Genomic DNA, 23649 nt, shown 5'->3' on the forward strand with positions numbered 1-23649 from the left:
CTTTCAGTGAGGCGAAAAGTGATATTCAGACTCGTTTGTATCCTGTTGCTGCTTCCGCTCTTCGCTGTCTCTTGGGCGGAAGCTCATTCCATCGAGTATCAGGTCGAGAACCGTGGAATCAGTGCACGATTCTTCTTCTTGCCCAATGAGCCGGCGAACTACTCCGGGTACGAAATCTTCGGACCTGGAGATAAGATCCCATACCAGAAAGGCCGTACCGATAAAAACGGAGTCGCTGCTTTCCTGCCGGACAGGCCGGGAAAATGGACGATCAAGGTAACAGCCGAATCCGATCATGGAGGACACGCAGCAAGCGTGGATATTGACGTGAAGGAAAGTCTCCTGATGGAATCCTTCAGCAAGCCGCTCGTGGCTCTGCACGCGAAATTCTTCATAGGTGCAGGGTTACTGCTTGGAGTGTTCGGCATATGGGCTATGTGGAATGCTCGCCGTCAATATCCCAGATTCAAGGAACACACCTCAGAGGAATGAATTTATATTCGTCACGAGCTTTCCTTGAAGATAAAGCGAACTGCCGGGAGCAGGCACCGCAGTCTGGCACGCTGTTCCCGGCAATTCTTAAGCAATTTGTTCGGTTGGTATCTAGTGGGAATGTTCGTGAAGCTCCGAGCCGTGAGTCGCATGAGCGTGGTCGTGAGAACCATGATCTCCCGCATGATCATGGCCGTGCGACATCTGTTCCCCACCATGCTCGTGAGGATGTTTGTGCTCATGGCGGTGTTCGTGAGCGTGTGTGTGAGAGTGCTCGTGAACATGCACAGTATCTCCGTGGCGATGCTCATGAGTGTGGGAGTGGCCGTGCTCGTGAGAATGCAAATGCTCGTGTTCGTGATTGCCTTCCATGTGTATGGACTCCTTTCGATGATTCTCGGGCTGGTCGCACAATACTCTTTAGTAATAGGCTAAGGCGGCCATCATAAATTGTCAATAAAGTGCCATAGTTAAGTAGCACGTGATACCACCGGCATACGTTTGGCTGAAAGGATCGTCGTTCATGACACGTCCTGTCAGGAGGGTCGCAGGAGCAGTATGAGACGCGTATACAGGACATGGGAGCGCTTGCCGAAAGGCTTGGCTCAAAGATAACGTATTGGCAATAGGAGTGAATCGATCCCCCCGGCAGCGTGAACGGGCTGCTGCGATTGGGCTCTGTGCCAGTCCGCCGCATGAAACAAATAGGAGAGACGCATGAAGTATCCGGCTTCATTCGAGTGTCCGCCGGCTCCGCCCAGGGAGACAGCACGAATTCGGCAAGCCTTATCAGTGAGAGTCGATGCAGGACTCGTACGAGCGTTTTATGAGGCCTGCAAACGTTATGAGCTTAGACACAGTGAAATGATGGAGATCATTTTATGGAATGCGCTTGAAAAGCCGCCACTGAGTTACCAACCTGAGTCCGGAGCATCCAAAGAAGATTCGGGAAAACCTGAGTAGAAGAAACTCATACGATCTCGCAATCAAAGAAGGAAGATCGGGAGACACTTGCCAATACCAGAAAGGTTCCGCAGATGTAATTGCTTTGGAAACGCTGAAATTCCCGACCTGTGCCATCATTACGGTCGGAGTGTTTTGACCCAACGTGAGCGTGACAACCTGCGAAATCCGAAGCCGGCATACAGCGATTCCGCTGCCTGATGTTCACTGTCCACTTCCAAATCGATTGCAGCGATTCCGAGTTCCCGAGCGTGCTCCAATAGCTTGCTCAAGAGCTCCCTGCCGACTCCCTTGTTCCTGTGCTCCGGAGAGACATAGATCTCTTCCAACCACCCCACAGGACCCGCATGTTCTATACTGAGAATGGTTGCCAAGTACGCAATGCCGATTACCTGTCCATCGATTCGTGCCAAAAGAAAGAACCCGAACCGCTCATCTGACAAGATGCGTGCCACGACCTTCGATATCGACTGTGCATCATGCTGAATGCGATGCTCCCGGATTTGGGCGCAAAGCAAACTCACTATGGAATTTTCCTCTCCAGCTTGTGGTCTGGTAATGGACAGTTGTTCATGGTCGGATGGCAATGCTGTTGCCTTATTGAGAATGCTCGTATCTCGGCGGTTCGTTTCACTCCGCCCAAAATGGTACGCTCTGACCCGTTTCCACTCCGGCGTTTTCTTCAGAGCAGCATCTAAATCATGGCTCTCCCGAGATTTCGCGCTCCAATTCACCCAAAGGCGGCAGAAGAGCGGATATCGAATATTTCAATCCAGGAATATCTTTTTCGATGATTAGCCACACTTCTTCCAGATATTCTGATATTCCGCGCTCCATGTCTTGCAGCAATCTCGAAGATTTCGTTTCGCTTTTCTTTGAGCAGCTCTTCGACTCGCATATGAATTCCCGGAACACCACTGAGAATTTACCGTCAAAGGCGGAATAATTATAACAGGATTCCTTTATACAGTTGGAAAGCTTTGCAGCCGTCAGGTTCCGTTTTATGAGAACCCCAAAAATAACGGACTTATACAACCAAGAAGGACGGCGTGAAGTCGGCAACTCGTGTTACGTCGTATCTCTCAGGGCCATCTCTCTCGACGAGAAGGGCTGGAACAAGAATTCTTCCAAACTCAACTTCGTTGCGGCTCCTCACGAGTCTTGCGGAGCAGACTGCGCTCATGACCAAGACATCCACAGTAATTGCGAAGTAGATGTCAGAGGCAACTACAATCAAGAATGGTCTCAAACTTTGCTTTTGACCCGGTTCGGAACAGTACCTGCTAGTGCTGGCGAAATCTTCCAATTTCATAGCGAAGACCTGCAATGACCTGAAGAGAGTGTTTCACCAGGCACATTGAGAGAAAAGCCATATTATATGAGAGGAGGCGAGCTATACGTCCTGGAGCACGAAATTTGATCTTACTCGTGATACGAACATGGCCGAAGCACGATCATCCGATCAGTCATTAGAAACGTCCCTCATTACCATTTTTTTGGCGGGCGATGTTATGACCGGCAGAGGCATCGATCAGGTGATGCCCCATCCGAGCGATCCCACACTCTATGAGCCGTACATAAGAGATGCCAGCGCTTACGTCCACCTTGGCGAACAAGCAAACGGTCCGATTCCGAAACCGATAAGCCATTCTTATATTTGGGGGGATGCGCTTGGTGAACTGAAAAGGATGTCGCCGCACGTGAGGATCATCAATCTTGAAACAAGCGTAACCACCAGTGACGACTACTGGGAAGGTAAGGGCATAAATTATCGAATGCATCCGGAAAACGTCCCCTGCATTACTGAGGCCGAGATAGACCTGTGCGTTCTTGCGAATAACCATACTCTTGACTGGGGGTACTCTGGCCTCATCGAGACGTTGGAGACCCTGAAAAACGCAAAAGTAAAAACCGTCGGAGCCGGCCGAAACAGAGAAGAGGCTGAAGCTCCAGCCATACTGGAAGTCGGGAAAGAGGCCAGAGTGGTTGTCTTCGCTTTCGGGTTTCCAACGAGCGGCATACCATTGGATTGGGTTGCCGAGGAAGATAGCCCCGGCGTAAACCTGTTCCATGACCTTTCGGATCAAACAGTCTGCTATCTTGAAGGAAAAGTCCGAGAAGCAAAACGGCGGGGCGATCTCGTCATAGCCTCAATCCATTGGGGCGGCAATTGGGGGTACGGAATTCATCCCGAGGAAATTGAATTTGCTCACAATCTCATAGACCGGGCAGGGATTGACATAATCCACGGACACTCCTCGCACCATGTGAAGGGAATAGAAGTGTACAAAGGCAAACCGATTCTTTATGGCTGTGGTGACTTCCTGGACGACTACGAGGGTATCAGCGGCTATGAAGAGTTTCGAGACGATCTCGGGCTCATGTTTTTCGTGACTATGGACGCGGGCTCCGGCAGGCTCGTTGGTATGCAGATGATCCCAACCCAGATCAGAAATTTCAAGATAAACAGGGCGTCAAGGTCTGATGCATTGTGGTTGAGGGATACTTTGAACCGGGAAGGAGGCCCATTTGGAACTCTGGCCGACCTGGATGCGGACAATATTTTGAATCTACAATGGGATGAAACTGCTCGGAATCCATAGGAAGACCGGAGAAAACTAACCTGATTCTCAAATTGGCAGGGCGTGTTCATCGGGGCACGCGTGACTATATTAACCGCAGCTCAGGAAAGAAGGTACACAATCATGATGTGCTCATTTGCAACACTGGATCACGAGGCCCTGAAGATTCTGGAAAATGTCGAAGGTGAGACCGGTAAGACGATCTTGGCTTATGACTGTTTCGTTCCCGAAACAATTGGTGAAGAAGAAATTCACAAAATCAGGGAAGCGGAAAAGAAACTGTGCAGGACTCTCGTAGCCATAAAAACCGAACATTGAAAGTGCATGTTCATGGAAAATCCCAGTCAAAGCCATTACCGATGAGGTCCATGAACTGAGAATTACCATTCTTTAATTCCCTGTTTATGAAATGAAGATCCTGGATATTGTGCCATCCAGGATCTTCTCCATGAAATTCCCATGATGGTGAGAAGGACCAATCAAAGCAGGATCACTTGATTCAGAGGCGAGCACGCTATTCCAATTCTAGCTTTTCCAGATCCATCGACTCATACCGATTCGCTTTTTGTTTTTATAATCTGGCAGGCTGGAGGTATCCTTCGCTCCGGACGACGCAAAGCCGTCTAATCACTCCGCTCAGAACACCTCAGCCTGCGCTATCTTATATGCATAATTGCGAAATAGTATCACATGATTGAAGAGAAACGCATCGAACATGCTTGCGATGAGAGCTCGACCGGTGGTAGCATGTCGTCTGCAACATCCGCCCTTGAAGAGCTCTCAGAATGGAACTATATAATCTGGGCAGAGTTCCGTGGGAACAATCGCAACTCATCTACCACGCTTTGGCGTACCTTGGCCGAGAGGCCATGTGCACGTGCTTTCCCGCTACGCCATATTTCAGCATAGGTTATCACCAGGACATCAGCCAAGAAGTCGATCTGGATTTCTCCACAGACAATAAAATACCGGTATTTCGGCGGGAAGTTGGAGGCGGAGCTGTATATTTGGACTCAAATCAGGTCTTTTTCCAACTCGTCCTACACCAGAAGAATCCCCATATATCCATGTGCCGCGAAGCATTTTATAGAAAGTTCCTGGAGCCTGTGGTCAAAGTGTATCGCCGCTTGGGCATACCTGCACATTACAGAAGAACAGCGGACATAGCGGTAGGAGACCGGAAGATAAGCGGAATCGGAGCAGGCGAGATAGGTGATTGTGCGGTGCTTGTAGGCAACGTCATACTGGATTTCGATTTCGACACGATGTGCAAAATGCTTAGAATGCCGGATGAGAGTTTTCGAGCGCGAGTGCGAGCCGCAATGGAAGACAACATGACTACAGTGCGCCGAGAGATCGGGAACCAAGCCAGCCGGTGGAATCAAGCAGAGATAGCTGGACTCCTGGTGGCAGAATTCGAAAAGCTTCTCGGGTCCTTTGTTCCACACGACGTAGACAGTGAACTCCGCTGCAAGATGGAAGAATTGCAGGATCTCATGACAACCCGTGACTGGCTACATCAGAATAACAGACCAGCAGTCGCCAGAATAGTGACAATTCGTTCCGGCCTGCAACTCTGCCAAGAATCGGTGGAGACGCCTGTAGGGCCAATGTCAATAGAGTTTGAGATCAGGGACGGAGTCTCGGCTCACGTGTCTATTTCCGGCGAAGCGTGTCAGCATCCTGGCTCGGAATTCGCACGGCTCGAATCGGCACTGATCGGAATCTCTCCGAAGGAAATCCGTACCGCCGTTTCAGAGCACTTCGCCCCAGTGCAGATGCCAACTCCGATACTCACCGACGAACCTGTCTAAAAGCGGCCCACGCGATTTCGTTTTCCCAGATTTTGACCTCAAGCGCACTGACGTTGGAAGCTTTGATGCGGTCGGAGAGAGTCGTGCACACAATGCGAGAGAAATGCTCAATGCTCGGGTTAAGACCTGAAAAATCCGGCACGTCATTCAAAGTCTTATCCCGAAATCGACTGACAATCTCATCCAGCGCGTTTTCCACGTCAACAATGTCAACAAGGTACCCGTGCTGATCCAGCGTCTCTCCCTCTAATAACAACTCCACCTCATAGTGATGCGAATGGAGCTGATTTTCCGCTCCCCAGTCTCCCCCGAAAAGATAGTGCTGCGCTATAAAGTCCCTCTGCACAGCTATCTTATATCCGGATGAATTTGTAGCAGAACTCATAGTACCTCCTCACATGCAACGGGACCTGTTCAGTTCTAAAGTACCTTACTCTGTGATCTCTGGTGAAACAGTCTCTGAATGCGGCGATCCGAGTGATCGAATTCCGTATTTTTTCATCTTGTCGTACAAGGTGTTGCGCCCGATTCCCAAGGCATTGGAGACCTTCGTTATGTTACCGCCAAAGTGAATAAGGGCGTCCTCAATAGCCTTCTTCTCGACTAACGCCAGCGGCATGATTTCGGTATCCTCAGCCATTGTCCGCACAGGTTCTTTCCTTTTTAGGTGAGGGGGTAGATGAGAGAGTTTCAACTCTTCTCCTTGCAGCAAGTTGACGGCGTACTCGATAGCGTTAGCCAGCTCCCGGACGTTCCCGGGCCAGTGGTAAGCCTCGAGAACACCGTAAATCGCGGGCTCCATACTCTCTACATTTTTTCCCACCTTTCGGGAGATTGTCTCTATGTAATGGTTAGTGAGCAACCTGACATCGCCCTTGCGGTCCCTGAGAGGCGGAATGGTTATGGCTACAACATTCAACCGATAAAACAGGTCTTCTCTGAATCTGCCTTTCGACACTTCATCATAGAGGCTTCTGTTCGTGGCAGCTATGATTCTCACATTAACAGGGATCATCTTGTTGTCGCCAACACGCACAATTGCCTTCCCTTCGAGAACCCTGAGAAGGTTCACCTGCATCTCTAATGGCATGTCGCCAATTTCATCAAGAAAGATGGAGCCCCCATTGGCCAATTCGAGTTTGCCGAGGCGGCCGCCTTTTTTTGCACCTGTGAAAGCCCCTTCGACATAGCCGAAGAGCTCACTCTGAATAAGCTCTGCCGGTATGGCTCCGCAATTCACCGACACGAAAGGGCCGTCTCTTCGGTCACTTGCGTTATGAATCGCCTGTGCGAAAAGCTCCTTTCCAGTTCCGCTTTCGCCAAGAATAAGGACAGTGGACGGGCTCTTGGCGACCTTCTTTGCCTTTTCCAGGGTGTCCCGCATGGTCAGGCTCTCGCCGATGATGTCCTTGAACATGAATCTTGAGTCGCTCTCATGTCTGGCGCCTGGTTGGGACGAAGCCTGTCTCACCTTTGTGAAAGTAAAGACCGCTCCCAGTTTTGAACCATCCTCACTAATTATGGAATTTGCCGACCCGACGCAGCGTACGTACGTCCTTTGCGATTTTAGCAACAACTCTTCCTCTGAGTACTCTCTGCTGCCATGCAGAAAATCATTCAGCTTTCTATCCATCCTGAGGACATCATCGATCGATCTGCCGACTAAATCCCTCGGGTGCAACATCAGGAGTCTGGCAGCCGGAGCATTGATCCCCGTGATCAGGCCCTTGTTGTCAATGGTAATCAGTCCCTCTGATACTGAGTTGAAAATAGTCGCGAGATGCTTGCTCACGCTCACGTAATACTTGTGGGACTGCTCCAGTTGTAACCGCTCTTCTATTGCCCGCACCGCGGCGACCGTGATTCCAAGGCTGTGAAAATGGGCCTTCTCTCGAGGGCCGGACATGTCCAGGCATCCGACGACGCCTCCTTGGGGGTCCCTTATGGGAGCCGCCGCACAGGTCCACAAATGGTGCGTTTCACAATAGTGCTCTGCGCCGGTCACTTCTATAGGGCATCCTATGGTCAAGGCTGTGCCAATAGCGTTTGTACCCACACTGTGTTCAGACCAGTTGGCTCCCGGGCCGAAGTTGAGTTTCTCGGCCTGCCTGATTGACACCAGATCGCCAAGGCTGGCAAGGATGTACCCGTCTGTGTCCACCAAAACGATCACAAAGCCCGAACCGCGGACACATTGATGAAGTGTTTCCATGATGGGTTCTGATATCTCGCGCAGAAGGCCTTTTCTCTCCTCCAAGTCTCTGTCGGAGATGAAATCCCGGCACTTTCCTTCGTCAAACTCGACGCCTGCATTCTTACATCTTTCCCAGGATTCGAGGATTGCTCTTCTCACCGGAGGCGTTTCCACCGACCCCTTTCTTACGAAGTCATTCCAGAACTGCCTCTCCATCTGAGTGCACGGACTCCAAAGCTGGGAAAGTGATTCCTGGAGAACCGGCTCTGACACGTGATTAATCGCGGCTGCATCGGCAGACGCACTTCTCTCGATTACCCGGAACTGATCTTCGACTCGGACTAACTTGTACATGTCTTTGCTCCCCCTGGCAGGCGGCCGTCTTGTGCCTGTAACCTACACACTACCGGTGAGACGGACTGGCGTGTGCGTCCAGCACTGGTTGTTCAGGCATTCCGGCGTTTATCGCCAATGCGGCAAGCAGCGAAGACAGAGCGTGGGGGAAGAGTCGGGCCGGCACAGAACACCCGACTGACAACTGCCGCTTGGCGGAGAGGCGCCTGTATAGAATAATTTCTTTACATGCGAGCCTCCGGGGATTCTGCTATTGCAAACCTTTATATTACGGTACCATATCGTGTTCCAAGCTGTCAATCTTGTGGAGACCCCTTCAAGGGGCGCTTCTTTGATCGGGTTTTGGCATCAGCGCCTTGTGTACGAGCTGAGTCAGATCCATGACATCTATAGGAACTTTGTTTCTCTTCACATAGGTTGTCATGGTCCGTACGCACTGCTGACAGGTGGTAACCACGGCTTGGGCGCCGGTGCCCAGCGCTTCCTCTACTTTCTGCCTGGAAATAGCAGAAGAAAGATCCGCGTCAATCATTTCCAGGTTGCCGCCACCTCCGCAGCATTGGCACTTTTCCCGATTCCTTGGAAGCTCAATCAGCTCCACGCCGGGGATGGACCGAATAACTTGCCTCGGCTCGTCAAAGACATTCGCACCACGTCCCAAATCGCAGGGGTCGTGATAGGTAACTGTGAGCCGCACTTCTTTCAGCGGGATTCTCTTTGCTTCGAGCAGTTCCATCAGGAACTCGGATGCGTGGAAGATCTCAAACTCGTGAGGATAGTATTCGCGCCACATCTGGTAACAGGACGGGCAGGCAAAGACCACTGTTTCGGCACCTTTTCGCCGTATTGCCTCCAAGTTGTGCTTCAGATACTCGTGAAACATTTCCCTGAGGCCCGCTCCCAGCAAAGGGAATCCGCAACACCACTCATCTTCTCCCAGCAGCGTGAAGTCTACACCGCTCACGTCAAGAATTTCCGCCAGGGCAATGGGAATGGTTTGGGCCAATGGGTAATAGGCAGCCACGCACCCGGTGAAATAGACGACTTTGGCCGTGTCCTTCATGTACCTGTGTTCGGGAGGATCGCGCATGTCGTCTACCCAATCGGCACGTTCTTCTCCTGGTTCCCCAAAAACATTGCGGCTTTCCTCTAGATTGTCTCTGATCGTTTGGATCTTCTGCGGATAATGGCCGGAATGAAAGAGATCCTGGCGAATGGAGAGCCACAGATTCTTGAGGTTGATACCAACCGGACAGGCTTCCTGGCAGCCGGCGCAGAGCGTGCAGCGGAAGACAACACTGCTGAACCGTTTCCACTCCTCCTCGGATATGTCCCTTTTTCTTAAGATTCCACGGAACAACCCTGTACGGCTCTTTAGGACATCTCGCAGGCCCTTCATCCGGCATAGCGCTGAAAGCGTGCCGTCCTTTGAAGCAGAAACCGCGGGACAGACATCCCCACAAAGTCTGCATTGGGTACAGGCATCCATCTCGATGAGCTGTCTGATACTGTAGTCTCGATTGCTCACGCTAGTCCTTCTTGTATCTTGCGATGTCTGCCAGGAGCCACGGCTCCACAGTCTCTCGTCCATGAATCAGTTTCTGGACTTGCGCTGCGTCCTTTGGACGGATTCTGAACATCCATCCGGCTCCATAGCAGTCTTCGTTGATTAGAGTTGGGATAGTAGCCAATTCCTGGTTTGAGGACTCTATCTCTCCATCCACTGGCGCATACACTATGCCCAGCCATTTTCCGGATTCCACCTTGGCGAACTTCTTTCCTGTCTGAAGAGCCTTTCCCTCGAAGGGAAGTTGAACGTACACGATCATCCCTGCCAATTGTTGGGCAAAATCGTCCATACCCATCACAAGAATGTTCCCGTCTGTTCTGACCCAAAAGTGGTGTTCCTCGTAGTAAAGGTCATCAGGCATATTGTATCCCTGGATTTCCATTACTCTGTTCCTTTCACATCTGAAAGAGCATCACATGCGTCGAGCCCTGGATTGGTTCACGGGGCCGATCCCTTTACAGGGTTCTTTAAACTGACTGTCACGGCGTTCATGCTGAGGACAACAGGCGCCACGATGATGTGGAGCAAATGGCTGAAAGGCAAATAAGCCAGGACAGCCCCTGTTGCGATCGCGTGAAAGTACCAAAGGTACCCGTAAGCGCCTGGAAGCGCGGAAGTTTGCTCAAACACCCGACTAATGGCATATCCCAGAAATGCATATTCCGATCCGGCCGGACTTCCCTGCATGGCGATGCGTACTCCCTCCAGGACAAAACCTACGACTACCGTGGCCCCTATCAAGAAGAGCGCCAACCAGTCCTGCTTGGGGATGCCAGCCATGTCTCGATTCGGGACGACAATCCGTCGTAGAGCGATGAGGATGACACCAAAGAGGATCGACAGGCCACTCGCGTCGAACGACAAAGCCACGGGAGGGTAATCCTTGTCGAGTAACGTCCACGGTAAGGAGGATTGCGGTATCCATAGCGAAGTCAGAAGGGCTGTCATGCCCCACAGGAAGCGGAACATGAAGGGGAAGAAGATCAGAGCATGTATGAACCAACGTGTTCTGGACTGCCGGAAGAGCCTCCTCTGCAAAAGCACATCGAGAGCTATCGTCTTGAGGGCATAGAGCCTTTTGATCACGAAGAAAAACCTTCGTGTATTGCCGGGAGGCTTGTGCATCCCTCTCTCGATGGTTGATTTTCCCGATGCGGAAACGTTCCCGGAGAACCAGACCGCGGCCAGTCCAATGAGCCCAAACAAGAGCACCAGCAGCGATATCATGGATGTTGTGTCCGCTATGGACAGGGTGGCCGCATGACATGGCATGCATATGATGCTTTTTGGGGGAAGAACCATTGCCGCAGCACCTATTACGTTTGCACTATTGTGGCAACGTTCGCAGGAGCCCGCGGCGGCCGTCAGAGTCATGTTATGAACATCGATAGGTCTGTCGGTCTTGCGGTCAATCTGCCAAAGGATTGTTCCGGATGCGGCATTTTTTACCGGAATGGCGCCCGCGATGTGGCAAGCCTCGCAACTTACCCGGAGGTGGGCATCGTGCGCGATTTTCTCATCGTGTCTGTGATGACAGCTCAGGCAAGGGGTCCGTTCTCGCTTTGTATGACCGAACTCTGCAGACTTCGGGTGGCAAACGAGGCATGACAGCTTGGAATGCGTGGTTGATGTATACGAGTGACTCTCGATAATCGGAACGGTGCCTGTGACGTTTACACGTTCCGTATTCTTTCTATTACTCTCCGTACCGTGACAGGCAAAGCAGAAGTCGGAGACTTTCCGCACGGTTTCGGCACCTTCTGTCCCGACCGATCGGTGACAGGCCATGCACTTCTCATCTTGAAGAGAAAGGGTAGGGAGGCTCGTTTGAAGCTTGTGGCATGCTCCACATTGCTGGTTGACAGGTTTTGACGGATCGAAAGATGCCGCGAGATTCTTTGTAGCAAGCTGGTAATGCGGGTCGTGGCAGTTAACGCAAAAATTGTATTCCTGTCGGTTGTCGACTGGTTTGCCGGCGTGCGTCCCGCTGTCCATTTTAACCACTATATCTTCGTGACAGCGTGCGCATTTTTCAGTTCGAAAGAAATCGCGCACCGACTTGTTGACATCGGCAGGATTGGGATGCCGCTCCTCCTGCGGGGTTGAGACATGACAGTCGGTGCAAGAAATCTGCCCATGGACCGAAACATGGAAGCGACCGGCATCCACAAACCACGAAGCCCCAACATGGGGCGCCACCGCTAACAAGAGCGCTGCAATCAGCGCTGAGGCGCTCAATCTCCGGCAGAGACTTCGAATCGATGTCCTTGGTGTTTTGTCTACCGAACCCATTTCCCATAACCGCTTCGAAAGAGAACGCCGACCGGTGGCGCTCTCAATCAGTCATCACTGTGGCGACACGAGAATCTTGATATGCTGTTCCCTGTTTGCAAGCAGCTCCTTGAAGCCCTTCTCCACAATATCATCCAACTTGATTTTGGCTGTAATCATGGGCTGAGCGGCGATTCTACCATCTGCCATGAGGGCAATAGCTGTGCTGAACTCACCGTAGTATGCGAGAGAGCCGACGATTTCCTTCTCAAAGAAGACCAGGTTGTTGAAGTGGATCTCGCTGGGCTTCTCAAAAATCCCCACCAGCACGGTCTTTCCCCCTTGCCTGGTCAAATCCACGGCAAGCGCACCTGTCTCGCTGCCACCGACACACTCGATGGCCACATCGACCCCGAGTCCGTCGGTCAGTTGACGAACCGCCTTGATCGCATCCTGTTCCGAAGGATCGATGACGGCAGTGGCCCCGAGCTTCTTTGCGTATTCCTTCCGGGCTTGAGCCATTTCGAGCACGATGACCTTGCTCGCCCCTGCTGCTTTGGCCGCCTGCAGCGTAACCAGTCCAATGGTACCTGCCCCCACCACCGCAACAGTGTCGCCCTCAAGAACGCGGCCTCTCCGGATGGCGTGCACTCCTACCGCAGCCGGCTCCACGACGGCACCGACGTCAGAAGGCATTTCCGGAGGAAGTCTGTAGATGGTGTAAGCGGGAACATTCACGTAATCTGCAAAAGCGCCGTTGGCCATGAGCCCCGTGAAGGCCAAGGAACTGCACACGCTGTAGCGGTTCCGTTTGCACATATAGCATTTTCCGCAGTACTGGCAGGCATCTGCGGTGATTCTCTCCCCAACCTGAATATTCTGGACCCCTTCACCAATTTCAACCACTTCGCCTGAGAACTCATGACCCAGAATCAAAGGTGCCTGCACACCTGTCAGAGGATGAGGAGCTTCCGCAGGGATGAAGATAGGACCTGCATCGTACTCGTGCAGATCGGAGCCGCAGATGCCGCACCAGTGGACTTTTACTTTGACCTGTCCGGGCCCTGGTGCGGGAGGCTCGGGAACATTCTCCACTCGCACGTCCTTCTTTCCGTACCATACAGCCGCTTTCATCCCCTGTTCTCCTTTTCGCTCCCTACTTCCCAAATATCTCGTCGCCGCTTTTGAACCCTAACCCAGGATGCATATCGAACCGAACGACTCCCACGGGGATCTGGCCTCCCACTGCCTCCACCACTTTGGCGGTGCCGACGTTGCCGAATCCTCCGCACAGCTCGATGGCCTGGATTCCAGCAGCAGCCAAGTCTTTTGAAACTCGTGCCGCGTCTGCATAATCTTTCACGGCGATCGCAAGCAGCTCGACATGAGGGGTCTTTACCCATGATCTGTGCTGGAGCGGATCCCCTTCCGGAGCGATGAAAATAAACGCCGCCTTGAGCGCTTCATTGGTGGACATGATGTTGGTCTCCTTTGAAAGATCGTTTTGACTACATACACCGTAAGTCAGGTACATCAGCGACCACGTTTGAGAAACGTCGTGCTAATGCCGTTCCATCCTTCCACTCAAACTGCGAGTTAGCTCGCCTCCCATATCGGGGCATTTCTCCCAAGCGAAAACCTGCCTGGTCATGGCCGCGGACATGGTTCGGGCTACATCCACCACCACAGGGCCGTCCTTCGCAAGATAGATGGCTGCATGTTGGCCGGGACGCACCTCCACTTCTCTCTCGCCGTCCAGCGCCAGGACTGACGGCACGGTGCATACCTGCATCTCTTCTCCGACATTCATAACTCTCTCGCTTTTGATGGGGACATCTTCAATCAGTCCTGGCGCAACCGCTGCCCTGACAAAACGATCGTCCCCGCCGAGTTCCAGATACAGGCACTGCGGCTGTTCGGCACGGATGCGGTGAAGCTGGCCTCCGATGGCGGAAAGGCCGATATTGCCTGGTTCCGCCCGATTGAAGAAGACCTGACGAACCTTTCGCATGTCCCAGACCGCTCTGGATGCCACAAAAAGGTCTTCGCACACAGCTACGTCGATCAAGGCCATATCAACGACTCTTCCGTCCAACTTGACATCCAGTCTGGTAGAGGAAAAGGTGCTTTCTTCCATTGGCACAGCCCTGTTTGCAATGAGACCCGCGGCCAACCCTGCTACGGTTGCTTCGATCATGTAAGAAAAGACGTTGTTTGTTCCCGTAGAGATCGGTAGGATGGGAACCCGTGTGGTTCCTTTGGCTACTACACGGTTGGTCCCATCCCCACCCAAGGTGACAATGCATGTTGCACCTTTTTCTTCCATAATTCTCGCAGCTTCTACGGAATCTCTCTGGTCGGCTTTAGTGTCGAAGTTTAGAGACGCCACGGAGATGTCGACCTTTAGCCCATCCAGAGCTCTCGGGACAATCCCATAGTAGTCGGGCATGTAGCAGACCTGATCTACTCCCACTGCCTTCAGCCCGAGCAAGACACGGCGCACAATCCGCACCTTTTCCTGATTGTCAAAGGCGCTGCCGAACGCCACAAGCCGGCGGATATCCTTACCCGAGGCCGGATTGGCAATGATTCCCACGAGTGACAAGTCAACCTCCCCGCCTGTCGCAGGCCTTCGAGGAGAAAAGCCGCCTGAACTATGATTCCACCACCGTCTTGACCGCCTTGACGATCTTCTCCTCGTTGGGGATGAACTCCCGCTCTAGGACTGGAGAGAAGGGAACCGGCACGAAGGGCGCAGCCACTCGTAGGATCGGAGCATCCAGTCTGTCAAACGCTTTTTCGGCAACGAGCGCCGCGATCTCTGCTCCCGGGCCCTGGAACTTCACCGCCTCGTGAACAATCACCAGGCGATGCGTTTTGCGGACCGATTCCAGAATGGTGTCTTCATCCAGCGGGCTGAGAGTCCGAGGATCCAACACCTCTACGCTGATGCCGTCAGCAGCCAGTTTCTCGGCGGCGCCCATCGCAACACGGACCGTTTGGGCTGTGGCAATGACCGTGACGTCCTTTCCTTCACGCTTGATATCTGCCTTGCCTAACGGAATGGTGTACTCTCCGTCTGGCACATCGCCTTCACTTGCGTAAAGGATTTTGTGCTCCAGAAAGACCACAGGGTTGTCGTCCCGGATCGCCGAGATAAGGAGCCCTTTAGCATCATGGGGAGTGCTCGGTATCACGACTTTGAGTCCCGGCACGTGCATGAACCAGGACTCCAGGCACTGAGAATGCTGAGCCGCCGCGCCAATTCCGGCTCCGCATGTGGCCCTCAACACCATAGGGATCTTGGCCTTTCCGCCGAACATGTACTTCATTTTGGCGGCCTGATTGAAAAGTTGATCCATAGCCACTCCGATGAAGTCGACAAACATCAATTCAACCACCGGTCGCAATCCGCAAGACGCTGCCCCGACTGATGTTCCTATGATGGCGCTTTCGGTAATGGGCGTGTCGCGCACCCTCTTCGGCCCAAACTGGTCGAGCAGTCCGGCAGTCACGCCAAAAATTCCACCGTAAACACCCACATCTTCACCTGCCACGTAAACATTGGGATCTCGCAGCATCTCGATCTTGTGGGCATCGTTTAAGGCTTGAGCAAATGTCATAGTCGGCATGTCATCATGCTCCTTTACTTGGATGGACTATCGTTAAGTTCGCATCTCGCCGACGCTCTCTCTATTGCGTGTACAAGTCCTGTGTCAGCTCACTGGGATCGGGATACGGACTCTCTTCCGCGAAACGCTCGGCTTCTGCTATCCGCTTCGCTATGGATGCCCTGATTTCATCGATCTCTTGCTGAGTCAGCACTCCCAAATCCAACAGTTTCTTTTCGAATCGAGGAATCGGATCTTTCTCTTTCCATTCCTGGACTTCTTCCGAGCATCGGTACACGCAGGGGTCACCCTCGAAATGGCCACGATGACGGTACGTCTTGCACTCGATCAGCGACGGCCCCAGTCCTTCTCGCGCCCGCTTGATTCCTTCGCTGGCAGCTTCATAGACCGCCATGACATCGTTCCCGTCCACCACGACTCCAGGCATGTCATACGCACCGGCCCGGTCCGCGATGTTCGGCACGCACATAGAAGTCGTTGTGCAAGAGGATATGCCGTACATGTTGTTCTCAGCGACAAAGACAACCGGCAGTTTCCAGCATGTTGCGAGATTCATGGCTTCATGGGTTGTCCCCTGGTTGGATGCTCCATCTCCGAAAAAGCAGACGGCTATGCTCTCCTTTCCCTGGTACTGGCATGCCAGAGCGGCCCCTGTGGCCAGGGGAGGGCCTGCCCCCACAATACCGTTGGCCCCCAGAATCCCAAGGTCAACGTCGGCAATGTGCATAGAGCCTCCCTTGCCCTTGCAGTACCCATTCTTTTTGCCAAGCACTTCGGCCATCATGCACTTCAAGTCCCCTCCCTTTGCAATGAGATGGCCGTGGCCTCGGTGGGTGCTGGTGATGTAGTCGGTGGCAAGCAAATTTGCGCATACGCCTGTTGCCACTGCTTCTTCGCCGACGTAAAGATGCACGAACCCCGGGATCTTTCCGGCCGCAAAAAGCTCGCTCACCCGCGTCTCAAACATGCGAATCGTAGTCATGACCGTATACATATCGATCATCTGTTCCTTGTTGATCTCCATCTTTCTGTCCCTCCATGCTGGAAGTGTCGGTGACTGAAATCCTGAAGCCTCCTTCCCGAGTCTGTGAGATGTGCTGCCGGTCCCTTGAAAACCCTCCTTTCCCCATACTTGGTCACCTTTCAATGAGCACTGTCACTGCAGCGTTGGCCACTATGATCTGGTCGCAATCGCTCGCGAATTGCGCCACGCAAAGCCCCTTTGTTATCATTCCACCCTCGATGACTCGAGCAGTCTTGCGCCCTATTGGGACCTCGGCCATCACCCGATCGAGGTCGACGTCCCCGGGCCTGGGCACAGCCACGAGGACCTCTACGTCCAGCGCCAGCAGATCCACCATCCCAAGGATTTCGACAAGCCCGCAGAGACAGCTCCTGGAAATAGCATCCTTCACGGCGCGACAGGCGGCCTTGGTTACATCCTCGCCATGAAGGTCTATGCCGGTTCCGATCTCCACGATGAAGCGTTGCGCTGCCACGATTTCACCCCTTTGACTGATAAGATTTGAGTGGTTGTCTCATTGAACAGACCATTTCACCCGCGCGATAAGAACTTCGAACCAGAGGTCCTGCTGCCACTTTCTTGAATCCTTCCGATCGAGCGATCTGGGCCCACTCTTCGAATTCGGCCGGAGACACGTAACGACTCACTGGAAAGTGTTCTTTGGAAGGTGCAAGATACTGCCCGAGGGTGAGAAACGAACAGCCTGTACGGCGAAGGTCTGTAATCGCCTCCAGAATCTCTTGTTCTGTCTCGCCGAGTCCCAGCATGATGCCGGATTTGACGATAAGCCCGTGCTTGCCGGCATATTCCAGGATACCCAACGAGCGTTGGTACCTCGCCTTGGGGCGAACGATGGGATAGAGGCGTTTCACTGTCTCTACGTTATGGTTGAACACATCCGGACGAATGTCACAGATTCTCTGTAAGGCCTTCAGAGATCCCCTGAAGTCCGGAACAAGAACTTCGACGCTCACATCCGGACAACATTCTCGGACCTTCTCTACAGTTCTTACAAAATGCTCGGCGCCTCCGTCGGGAAGGTCATCTCGCGTCACAGAGGTAATCACGGCGTGTTTGAGTCGAAGGAGTTGCACTGCTTGAGCTATGCGTTCCGGCTCGCCTCCATCCACAGCGTCAGGCTTGCCTTTGTCTACTGCACAGAACCTGCATGTTCGGGTGCATATGGTCCCCAGGATCATGAAGGTAGCAGTTCCACGCGCGAAGCACTCGCCCAGGTTAGGACAGCGAGCGCTTTGACAAACAGTACTGAGACGCAGCCAGGAAAGCACGGACTCCATTCGATCGATGGATTCCGTGCACGAAGGAGAGAGAACTAACCAGGAAGGTCGCTCCGTAGGTCGTTGGCGCACCTCCGGCGGTGTCGCATATCCGAAAATGCGGCAAAAAGCTCTCGTGAAACGATCTTTCACCTCAGCCATATCCACTGACTGCCCCAACTCGCGCTCCATGGAGGTGACCTTTCCGTCCGGATCGCCGCAAGGGTTGATAGATTCGAACCACCGGAGGTCAGCATTCACATTCAACGCAATGCCGTGGTAGGTCACCCATCGTCGGCATGCTACGCCCACACTCGCAATCTTTGCGGCGCCGGCCCATACACCGGGGTTTCTCCCTCTGAACTCGGAAGCCAATCCGTAGCTCCGGAGTACTGCTGCAACTGTCTCCAGTAGCATTTGCAGGTACAGCCGTAAGTCTTTGGTCTGGAGCTTAACGATCGGATAAGCCACAAGCTGCCCGGGACCATGAAAAGTGGCCATGCCACCTCGGTCTACGTGGAATACCGAGGCCCCTTTCCGATTGATTGCTTCTTCAGATTCTCGAAGGTCGTCCAGACTTCCGCTTCGTCCTATGGTCACCACCGGGGGGTGTTCAACCAAGATCAAGCGGTCCGGAGAAAGTTCTGCAATGCGCTCCGAAACCAAAGCTTCCTGGAGCTTCAAAGCGTCGTCGTATATCAAAAGTCCCCAGTCCAGGACCTGCAAATGAGAAATTGAGGCATCGGTCATTCTGAGCGCCTCCTCTCGTCTCTGAGGGCCAAGAGGACCAGGCTTCAGCGCAAACCGAGAACGCTCAAGTCTGGAGTCAGCGTTTCGGTAGATAGAGTGCCCAACCCGCAGTGTCCTTGGCCGCATCGGCGACTGTCTCCGAGTACGTCGGATGCACTCGAATACTGCGGGCAAGTTCGTTTACCGTTGCTTCCAGTTGCATGGCGAGGATAGCCTCGCCCACCAGGTCCGTGGCACCAGCTCCCACAATGTGAACACCGAGGATTTCTCCGTATCGAGAATCCGACACGACTTTCACGGACCCTTCGACTTCGCCGCGGCTCATAGCCAGGCCGTTGATGGCATAGGGAAGGGTTCCCACCTCGATTTCCAATCCTCTTTTCTCCGCCTCCTCTTCGGAAAGGCCAACTGCACCCACTTCCGGCGATGTCCAAAGGCCGCGTGGGATCAGATGGAAAGGATACGTGCTACCTCTCTCCATACAGTTCTCCCCCGCAACGATTGCCATGGAGGATGCGGCATGGCTGAACATCCAGCCTCCAATGACGTCTCCGATGGCATAAATGCCCTTTACGGAAGTCTCCAACCGGTTGTCCACCAGGATTCCCCCATCCTCATTCAGCTTCACGCCGACCTGCTCGAGCCCCATATTGACCGTCGCCGGTTTTCTCCATGCAACCAGTACCTTTTGCACTTCAACACTGCGATCTGCGGCCGCCGAGAGCACACACGACCAGCCGGCTCCAGATTCTGCCTTCGTGATCGATTTGAGCGTGTGACGTGTGAGAACCTCTACTCCTTTCTCCCTGAGGGACTGCGTGATTCTCTGGCTGGTGTCATGGTCTTCGCGAGCGAGGACGCGCGACGATTCGGTGGCCAAGACCACCTTGCAGCCGAAAGAGTTGAGGAGAAAGGCCATTTCTACTTCTATATAGCCGGAATCACACACGAGAATTGACGACGGGACGTCCGTCATTTCGAAAAGCTGATCCGTAGTGAATGCCGCCTCTTTCAGTCCCGGAATAGGAGGGAACGCCAGGGAGCTTCCGGTAGCGACAATTATTGTCTTTGCCTCATAAACCGTGTCTTCCACAGCTATTTCCCGAGGGCCCTTTATCACGGCACGCCCCCGCAAAACCGACACGCCGTTGTTTTGAAGAAGTGCCTCCATGCCCATCCGGATGTCTGTCGCTACCCCATTTTTGCGATCGACAATAGCTTGCAGGTTTACCTGTTCGATGGCAGCCTGGATTCCGAACTCATGACCTTCGCGGATCAAGGCCAGGAGCGCTGCTGCACGCAACCATGTCTTGCTGGGGATGCATCCGGTGTTCACGCACGTGCCACCCATTTGGCCACATTCCACGAGGGCCACCTTTCCTCCGAGCTGAGACGCTCTGATAGCTGCTGCGTATCCTCCAGGTCCTCCGCCAATCACAATCACATCATACATATCGTTTCCCTCTATCGTCCCTCGTTGATAGTCAGGTCAGAATGAGAGCCGGCTGTTCGAGATAACCCGCGAGCAATCCCAGGAACTCACTTGCGGGTGCGCCATCGACGACTCGATGATCGATGGTGAGGCTGAGCCTCATCATGGATCGGATCGTTATCTCACCCTTGAGGACAACCGGCTTTTCCACCACGCGGCCGACTCCGAGAATTCCCGTCTCGGGCGGTCGCAAGATGGGAGTGAAATTGTCCACGTTCGATGCGCTCAGATTTGTAATCGTAAAGGTCCCGCCAGTCACATCTTCAACGCTAAGTGAGCTTGAGCGGGCTTTCTCAACAAGGGTACGCGCCTCTGCGGCAATTTGCAGGAGCCCTTTTTGGTCTGCTTCATGGAGCACCGTCACGATCAGACCGTCGGGAATGGCCACAGCTATCCCCATGCCGACTGAGTCGTGCAGGATGATTTCATCACCGATCTGGGTTGAGTTCATGATAGGAAAACGTTTCAAGGCACGGGAAGTCGCCAGGATGAGAACGTCATTGAGCGAAATCCTGACGGATTCATCCTTCTTGTAGATCTCTCTCACGAGGTTCTGAAAACGCAGCGAGTCGGTGACATCCACCTCGGTCATTAGAGTGAGTTGTGCAGTGTTCTGCAGGCTGGCGTGCATGTTATCTGCAATGGCTTTTCGCATGCCTGTCAGAGGAATGGTTTTGCCAGGCCCCGTCTTCTCCTCGATTACCGGCGTCTTCTGCTGGAGAGCTCGTTCCACATTCTCCTTGGTTATCTTCCCACCCTCTCCTGTGCCGGTGATTGTGGAGATGTCGAGTGCTGCTTGATTCGCCATCGCTTCCGCGAGTGGGGTGATTCTGGGCCTTCGTTGGGCTTCCTCATGATATCGCGTGACGTCTGCTTCCTTGATTCGTCCCTCTGCGCCCGTGCCCGTCACTAGGGCCAGGTCTACTCCGAGATCCTTTGCCAGACGCTTTGCTGCAGGGGTTGCCAGGATATCGCCTTTTTCCTTGGGCTTTTCGGCTTCTACTCTCGATGCGGCGCCGGCATATGCCGCCTTTGTCTCGGTAACATCGCCGGTCTGTGTTCCTTCCATCCGCTCGGGTTGTTCCCCTGATTCCGCGATCACGGCCACAATGGCGCCAACCGGGACGACCGCACCAGCGGGGACGACGATCTGGAAAAGAATTCCGGTGACAGGGGCTTCGACTTTGTTGGTGATCTTCTCCGTCTCCACCTCGAAAAGATCTTCGCCTTTCCGCACGTTATCTCCTTCATCCTTGTGCCACTTTGACACTTTTCCGGTCTTCATGGTCATACCGAGTTTCGGCATTGTGACGTGAACGCTCACTGGTACGGTCCTCCCGTTGGCGTAATCATGTGAAGTCACGGATCAAGAGGGAACGCTGCGGTGATTTTGCAACTACTATGCCAACGGACAGAATGCGTAGGTCCGTGGGCAGACGAAGAACACATTTTTCGTCGGGGCACACTCCCTGTGACACGAATTGTCTTTCGAAACAGCGATCTTCATGGAGACATAAGAAATCTGATTATCTGCGTGCAGTACTGTTCGATATTCGAACACCCAATTTCGACTTAAATGCTTGCTACGCGATAATGGCTGCTGTTCGCGTTCCGAACACTGTTCGCACATCGAACACGTATGCTCTGATCATGACGAAGCCCAACCCCCCTGTTCTCAATTCACAAGGCGTTGACATTTCCGGAGTGCTGGCATTAGCGCGACATCAAGCGCTGAAGATGGATCGGCATGGGACGCTAGAGGGATTCATATATGGCGTCATTATTGCATACCATTCAATTGGGCACGTCCCACCGAGCCTGATAGCTCGCCAGCTTATTTGACAACGCTAATCATGAGAAAGGTAGAAAGGAGTCTTGAACGAACTGCTCAAACAAATCGCTCAAGAAGAGAGCGTCCAAGAGTTGGATCTCCTGACCAGCTTTCAGAACGGACGAGTTGCCGTATTCAAGGCCCCTCCCAACGGCAGGGCCTTGGCAGTCGGTGAGAACCTTCGCGTAAAGGTGAACGCTAATATAGGCACTTCCGGTGACATTGCGGACGAGGATTTCGAGCTCAAAAAACTGGAAGCCGCTCTCAGTGCCGGCACAGACACGGTTATGGACCTTTCCACAGGTGGGAATCTGAGGGCTGTGCGTCGGAAGATTGTGGAGGCATCGTCGGTTCCAGTAGGTTCTGTTCCGATTTATGAGGCAATTGTGGACGCTGCTCGCCGGCGAGGGGCCGCCGATAGTATGAACCCGGACGAAATGTTGGATGCGATCCGGCTCCATGGCGAAGACGGCATAAGCTTTGTGACCGTCCACTGTGGCGTCACACTTTCGGGACTGTCTCAATTGCAGAACAATCCAAGAGTCTGCGGCATTGTGAGCAGAGGGGGGAGTTTCCTGGCACGGTGGATGCGGGCGAACAAAAAGGAAAACCCGCTCTTTGAACGATATGACGAGGTGCTGGACATCTGCAAACAATACGGAATGGTTCTTAGCCTCGGCGACGGTCTCAGACCGGGAGCAATCGCGGATTCAATGGATCAGGCCCAAGTAGATGAGCTGGTCACTATCGGGCAGCTGTTCCGTAGGGCGAGGCAAAGAGGAGTCCAGGCCATAATCGAAGGGCCGGGCCACGTCACTCTGGATCAGATTCCGGCGCAGGTGATGATGGAGAAGAGGCTATGCGATGATGCACCATTCTACCTGTTGGGACCTCTCGTGACTGACATTGCCCCCGGATTCGATCACATTACTTCAGCCATAGGAGCGGCCGTGGCGGCCGCTGCAGGAGCTGATTTCTTGTGCTACGTCACTCCGTCCGAACATCTCGGCCTTCCCGACGCGGACGACGTTCGTATCGGTGTTCTTGCCGCTCGTATATCCGGTCACGCTGGTGACCTGGTTCGGCGGCGCCCGGGTGCTCGGGAGTGGGATGAAAAAATGAGCCGGGCACGCAAAGACCGAAATTGGGGTGAACAGATACGCCAGGCCATAGACCCCGGTTTGGCCCTCAGCATCCGGAGGAAGACGTGCCCCGAGGATCACGAGACGTGCACGATGTGCGGTGATCTCTGCGCTTACAAGGCTGACTCCTTGATCTGAACTAGTCGCCGCTCGTTATTGTGCGGTCTCACTCCGCTTTTCTAAAAAGGTCGAGAGATTGTCGAGCATTCCAATATGCCGCAATTCGATATGCTTGATCTCTCTTTTTTTCTTACGGCTCGG

At 53.3% G+C, this 23649-nt stretch carries 22 protein-coding genes; 7 read left to right on the forward strand and 15 right to left on the reverse strand.

All coding sequences use genetic code 11. The features are described 5' to 3' along the window. The first annotated feature begins 18 nt into the window (after window positions 1-18). From DESTI_RS03645 to DESTI_RS03655, 3 genes are all read left to right on the forward strand, one after another. Entirely contained in the window at window positions 19-492 is a 474-nt protein-coding gene (locus DESTI_RS03645; RefSeq protein ID WP_014808616.1) for a hypothetical protein, read from the forward strand. A 24-nt stretch (window positions 493-516) separates the two neighbouring features. After that, window positions 517-927 (forward strand): hypothetical protein, encoded by a 411-nt coding sequence (locus DESTI_RS30580; protein WP_014808617.1) that lies wholly within the window; start codon window positions 517-519, stop codon window positions 925-927. Between the two features lie 282 nt (window positions 928-1209). Further along, entirely contained in the window at window positions 1210-1455 is a 246-nt protein-coding gene (locus DESTI_RS03655; RefSeq protein WP_014808618.1) for a hypothetical protein, read from the forward strand. A 119-nt stretch (window positions 1456-1574) separates the two neighbouring features. On the opposite strand, the gene DESTI_RS30585 is transcribed toward DESTI_RS03655, so the two are convergent. After that, the gene (locus tag DESTI_RS30585) at window positions 1575-1979 is read right to left on the reverse strand and encodes a GNAT family N-acetyltransferase (RefSeq protein ID WP_041285935.1); all 405 of its coding nucleotides are present in this window, start codon (window positions 1977-1979) and stop codon (window positions 1575-1577) included. A gap of 915 nt (window positions 1980-2894) precedes the next feature. Between DESTI_RS30585 and DESTI_RS03675 the strand changes: the two genes are divergently transcribed. The 3 genes from DESTI_RS03675 (at window position 2895) to DESTI_RS28375 (ending at window position 5851) form a co-directional block, all read left to right on the forward strand. Then, the gene (locus tag DESTI_RS03675) at window positions 2895-4058 is read left to right on the forward strand and encodes a CapA family protein (protein ID WP_014808621.1); all 1164 of its coding nucleotides are present in this window, start codon (window positions 2895-2897) and stop codon (window positions 4056-4058) included. Between the two features lie 102 nt (window positions 4059-4160). Continuing rightward, a complete protein-coding gene (locus tag DESTI_RS03680; RefSeq protein ID WP_014808622.1) occupies window positions 4161-4355 on the forward strand; it encodes a hypothetical protein in 195 nt (64 codons plus the stop codon). A gap of 467 nt (window positions 4356-4822) precedes the next feature. Then, entirely contained in the window at window positions 4823-5851 is a 1029-nt protein-coding gene (locus DESTI_RS28375; protein ID WP_014808623.1) for a lipoate--protein ligase family protein, read from the forward strand. On the opposite strand, the gene DESTI_RS03690 is transcribed toward DESTI_RS28375, so the two are convergent. From DESTI_RS03690 to DESTI_RS03755, 14 genes are all read right to left on the reverse strand, one after another. Continuing rightward, on the reverse strand, window positions 5832-6236 hold the full coding sequence (locus DESTI_RS03690) for a 6-pyruvoyl trahydropterin synthase family protein (RefSeq protein WP_014808624.1): 405 nt from the start codon (window positions 6234-6236) through the stop codon (window positions 5832-5834). The genes DESTI_RS28375 and DESTI_RS03690 overlap by 20 nt on opposite strands. 45 nt (window positions 6237-6281) lie before the next feature. Next, a complete protein-coding gene (locus tag DESTI_RS03695) occupies window positions 6282-8399 on the reverse strand; it encodes a sigma-54-dependent Fis family transcriptional regulator (protein ID WP_014808625.1) in 2118 nt (705 codons plus the stop codon). 316 nt (window positions 8400-8715) lie between these two features. Next, window positions 8716-9927 (reverse strand): (Fe-S)-binding protein, encoded by a 1212-nt coding sequence (locus DESTI_RS03700; RefSeq protein WP_014808626.1) that lies wholly within the window; start codon window positions 9925-9927, stop codon window positions 8716-8718. A gap of 1 nt (window position 9928) precedes the next feature. Continuing rightward, window positions 9929-10351, reverse strand: a complete 423-nt coding sequence (locus tag DESTI_RS03705) for a glycine cleavage system protein H (RefSeq protein ID WP_014808627.1) — start codon at window positions 10349-10351, stop codon at window positions 9929-9931. A 56-nt stretch (window positions 10352-10407) separates the two neighbouring features. Beyond that, window positions 10408-12261, reverse strand: coding sequence for a respiratory nitrate reductase subunit gamma (locus DESTI_RS03710; protein ID WP_014808628.1), 1854 nt, complete (start codon window positions 12259-12261; stop codon window positions 10408-10410). 54 nt (window positions 12262-12315) lie between these two features. Continuing rightward, window positions 12316-13374 carry a 2,3-butanediol dehydrogenase gene (locus tag DESTI_RS03715; RefSeq protein ID WP_014808629.1) on the reverse strand — a complete coding sequence of 353 codons (1059 nt, stop codon included), beginning with the start codon at window positions 13372-13374 and terminating at the stop codon, window positions 12316-12318. A 22-nt stretch (window positions 13375-13396) separates the two neighbouring features. Further along, on the reverse strand, window positions 13397-13717 hold the full coding sequence (locus DESTI_RS03720) for a DUF6506 family protein (RefSeq protein ID WP_014808630.1): 321 nt from the start codon (window positions 13715-13717) through the stop codon (window positions 13397-13399). Window positions 13718-13801: 84 nt separating this feature from the next. Continuing rightward, window positions 13802-14836, reverse strand: a complete 1035-nt coding sequence (locus DESTI_RS03725; protein WP_272913407.1) for an ATP-NAD kinase family protein — start codon at window positions 14834-14836, stop codon at window positions 13802-13804. 58 nt (window positions 14837-14894) lie between these two features. Further along, window positions 14895-15872: an alpha-ketoacid dehydrogenase subunit beta gene (locus DESTI_RS03730; protein WP_014808632.1), complete on the reverse strand. Its 978-nt coding sequence runs from the start codon at window positions 15870-15872 to the stop codon at window positions 14895-14897. 61 nt (window positions 15873-15933) lie between these two features. Continuing rightward, window positions 15934-16896 carry a thiamine pyrophosphate-dependent dehydrogenase E1 component subunit alpha gene (locus DESTI_RS03735; RefSeq protein ID WP_014808633.1) on the reverse strand — a complete coding sequence of 321 codons (963 nt, stop codon included), beginning with the start codon at window positions 16894-16896 and terminating at the stop codon, window positions 15934-15936. A 112-nt stretch (window positions 16897-17008) separates the two neighbouring features. Then, entirely contained in the window at window positions 17009-17371 is a 363-nt protein-coding gene (locus DESTI_RS03740) for a Lin0512 family protein (protein WP_014808634.1), read from the reverse strand. Between the two features lie 4 nt (window positions 17372-17375). Continuing rightward, complete coding sequence (gene lipA, locus DESTI_RS31360) at window positions 17376-18923, reverse strand: lipoyl synthase (RefSeq protein WP_014808635.1); 1548 nt, start codon at window positions 18921-18923, stop codon at window positions 17376-17378. 76 nt (window positions 18924-18999) lie between these two features. After that, window positions 19000-20376, reverse strand: a complete 1377-nt coding sequence (gene lpdA, locus DESTI_RS03750; RefSeq protein WP_014808636.1) for a dihydrolipoyl dehydrogenase — start codon at window positions 20374-20376, stop codon at window positions 19000-19002. A 31-nt stretch (window positions 20377-20407) separates the two neighbouring features. Further along, window positions 20408-21739 (reverse strand): dihydrolipoamide acetyltransferase family protein, encoded by a 1332-nt coding sequence (locus DESTI_RS03755; RefSeq protein WP_014808637.1) that lies wholly within the window; start codon window positions 21737-21739, stop codon window positions 20408-20410. Between the two features lie 551 nt (window positions 21740-22290). Here DESTI_RS03755 and thiC point away from each other — a divergent pair. Further along, entirely contained in the window at window positions 22291-23526 is a 1236-nt protein-coding gene (gene thiC, locus DESTI_RS03760) for a phosphomethylpyrimidine synthase ThiC (protein ID WP_014808638.1), read from the forward strand. The last annotated feature ends 123 nt before the right edge of the window (window positions 23527-23649 follow it).

The sequence above is a fragment of the Desulfomonile tiedjei DSM 6799 genome (genome assembly GCF_000266945.1).
Classification (GTDB): Bacteria; Desulfobacterota; Desulfomonilia; order Desulfomonilales; family Desulfomonilaceae; genus Desulfomonile; species Desulfomonile tiedjei.

What these genes read in the sequence shown, in the direction of transcription:
- DESTI_RS03730 (WP_014808632.1), bottom strand. Translation starts at nt 15,872, where the DNA reads ATGCCGACTATGACATTTGCTCAAGCCTTAAACGATGCCCACAAGATC.
- lpdA (WP_014808636.1), bottom strand. Translation starts at nt 20,376, where the DNA reads ATGTATGATGTGATTGTGATTGGCGGAGGACCTGGAGGATACGCAGCA.
- DESTI_RS03715 (WP_014808629.1), bottom strand. Translation starts at nt 13,374, where the DNA reads ATGAAAGCGGCTGTATGGTACGGAAAGAAGGACGTGCGAGTGGAGAAT.
- DESTI_RS03735 (WP_014808633.1), bottom strand. Translation starts at nt 16,896, where the DNA reads ATGGAGATCAACAAGGAACAGATGATCGATATGTATACGGTCATGACT.
- DESTI_RS03690 (WP_014808624.1), bottom strand. Translation starts at nt 6,236, where the DNA reads ATGAGTTCTGCTACAAATTCATCCGGATATAAGATAGCTGTGCAGAGG.
- DESTI_RS03710 (WP_014808628.1), bottom strand. Translation starts at nt 12,261, where the DNA reads ATGGGTTCGGTAGACAAAACACCAAGGACATCGATTCGAAGTCTCTGC.
- DESTI_RS03705 (WP_014808627.1), bottom strand. Translation starts at nt 10,351, where the DNA reads ATGGAAATCCAGGGATACAATATGCCTGATGACCTTTACTACGAGGAA.
- lipA (WP_014808635.1), bottom strand. Translation starts at nt 18,923, where the DNA reads ATGACCGATGCCTCAATTTCTCATTTGCAGGTCCTGGACTGGGGACTT.
- DESTI_RS03680 (WP_014808622.1), top strand. Translation starts at nt 4,161, where the DNA reads ATGATGTGCTCATTTGCAACACTGGATCACGAGGCCCTGAAGATTCTG.
- DESTI_RS03675 (WP_014808621.1), top strand. Translation starts at nt 2,895, where the DNA reads ATGGCCGAAGCACGATCATCCGATCAGTCATTAGAAACGTCCCTCATT.
- DESTI_RS28375 (WP_014808623.1), top strand. Translation starts at nt 4,823, where the DNA reads ATGGAACTATATAATCTGGGCAGAGTTCCGTGGGAACAATCGCAACTC.
- DESTI_RS03720 (WP_014808630.1), bottom strand. Translation starts at nt 13,717, where the DNA reads ATGTCCACCAATGAAGCGCTCAAGGCGGCGTTTATTTTCATCGCTCCG.
- DESTI_RS03655 (WP_014808618.1), top strand. Translation starts at nt 1,210, where the DNA reads ATGAAGTATCCGGCTTCATTCGAGTGTCCGCCGGCTCCGCCCAGGGAG.
- DESTI_RS03695 (WP_014808625.1), bottom strand. Translation starts at nt 8,399, where the DNA reads ATGTACAAGTTAGTCCGAGTCGAAGATCAGTTCCGGGTAATCGAGAGA.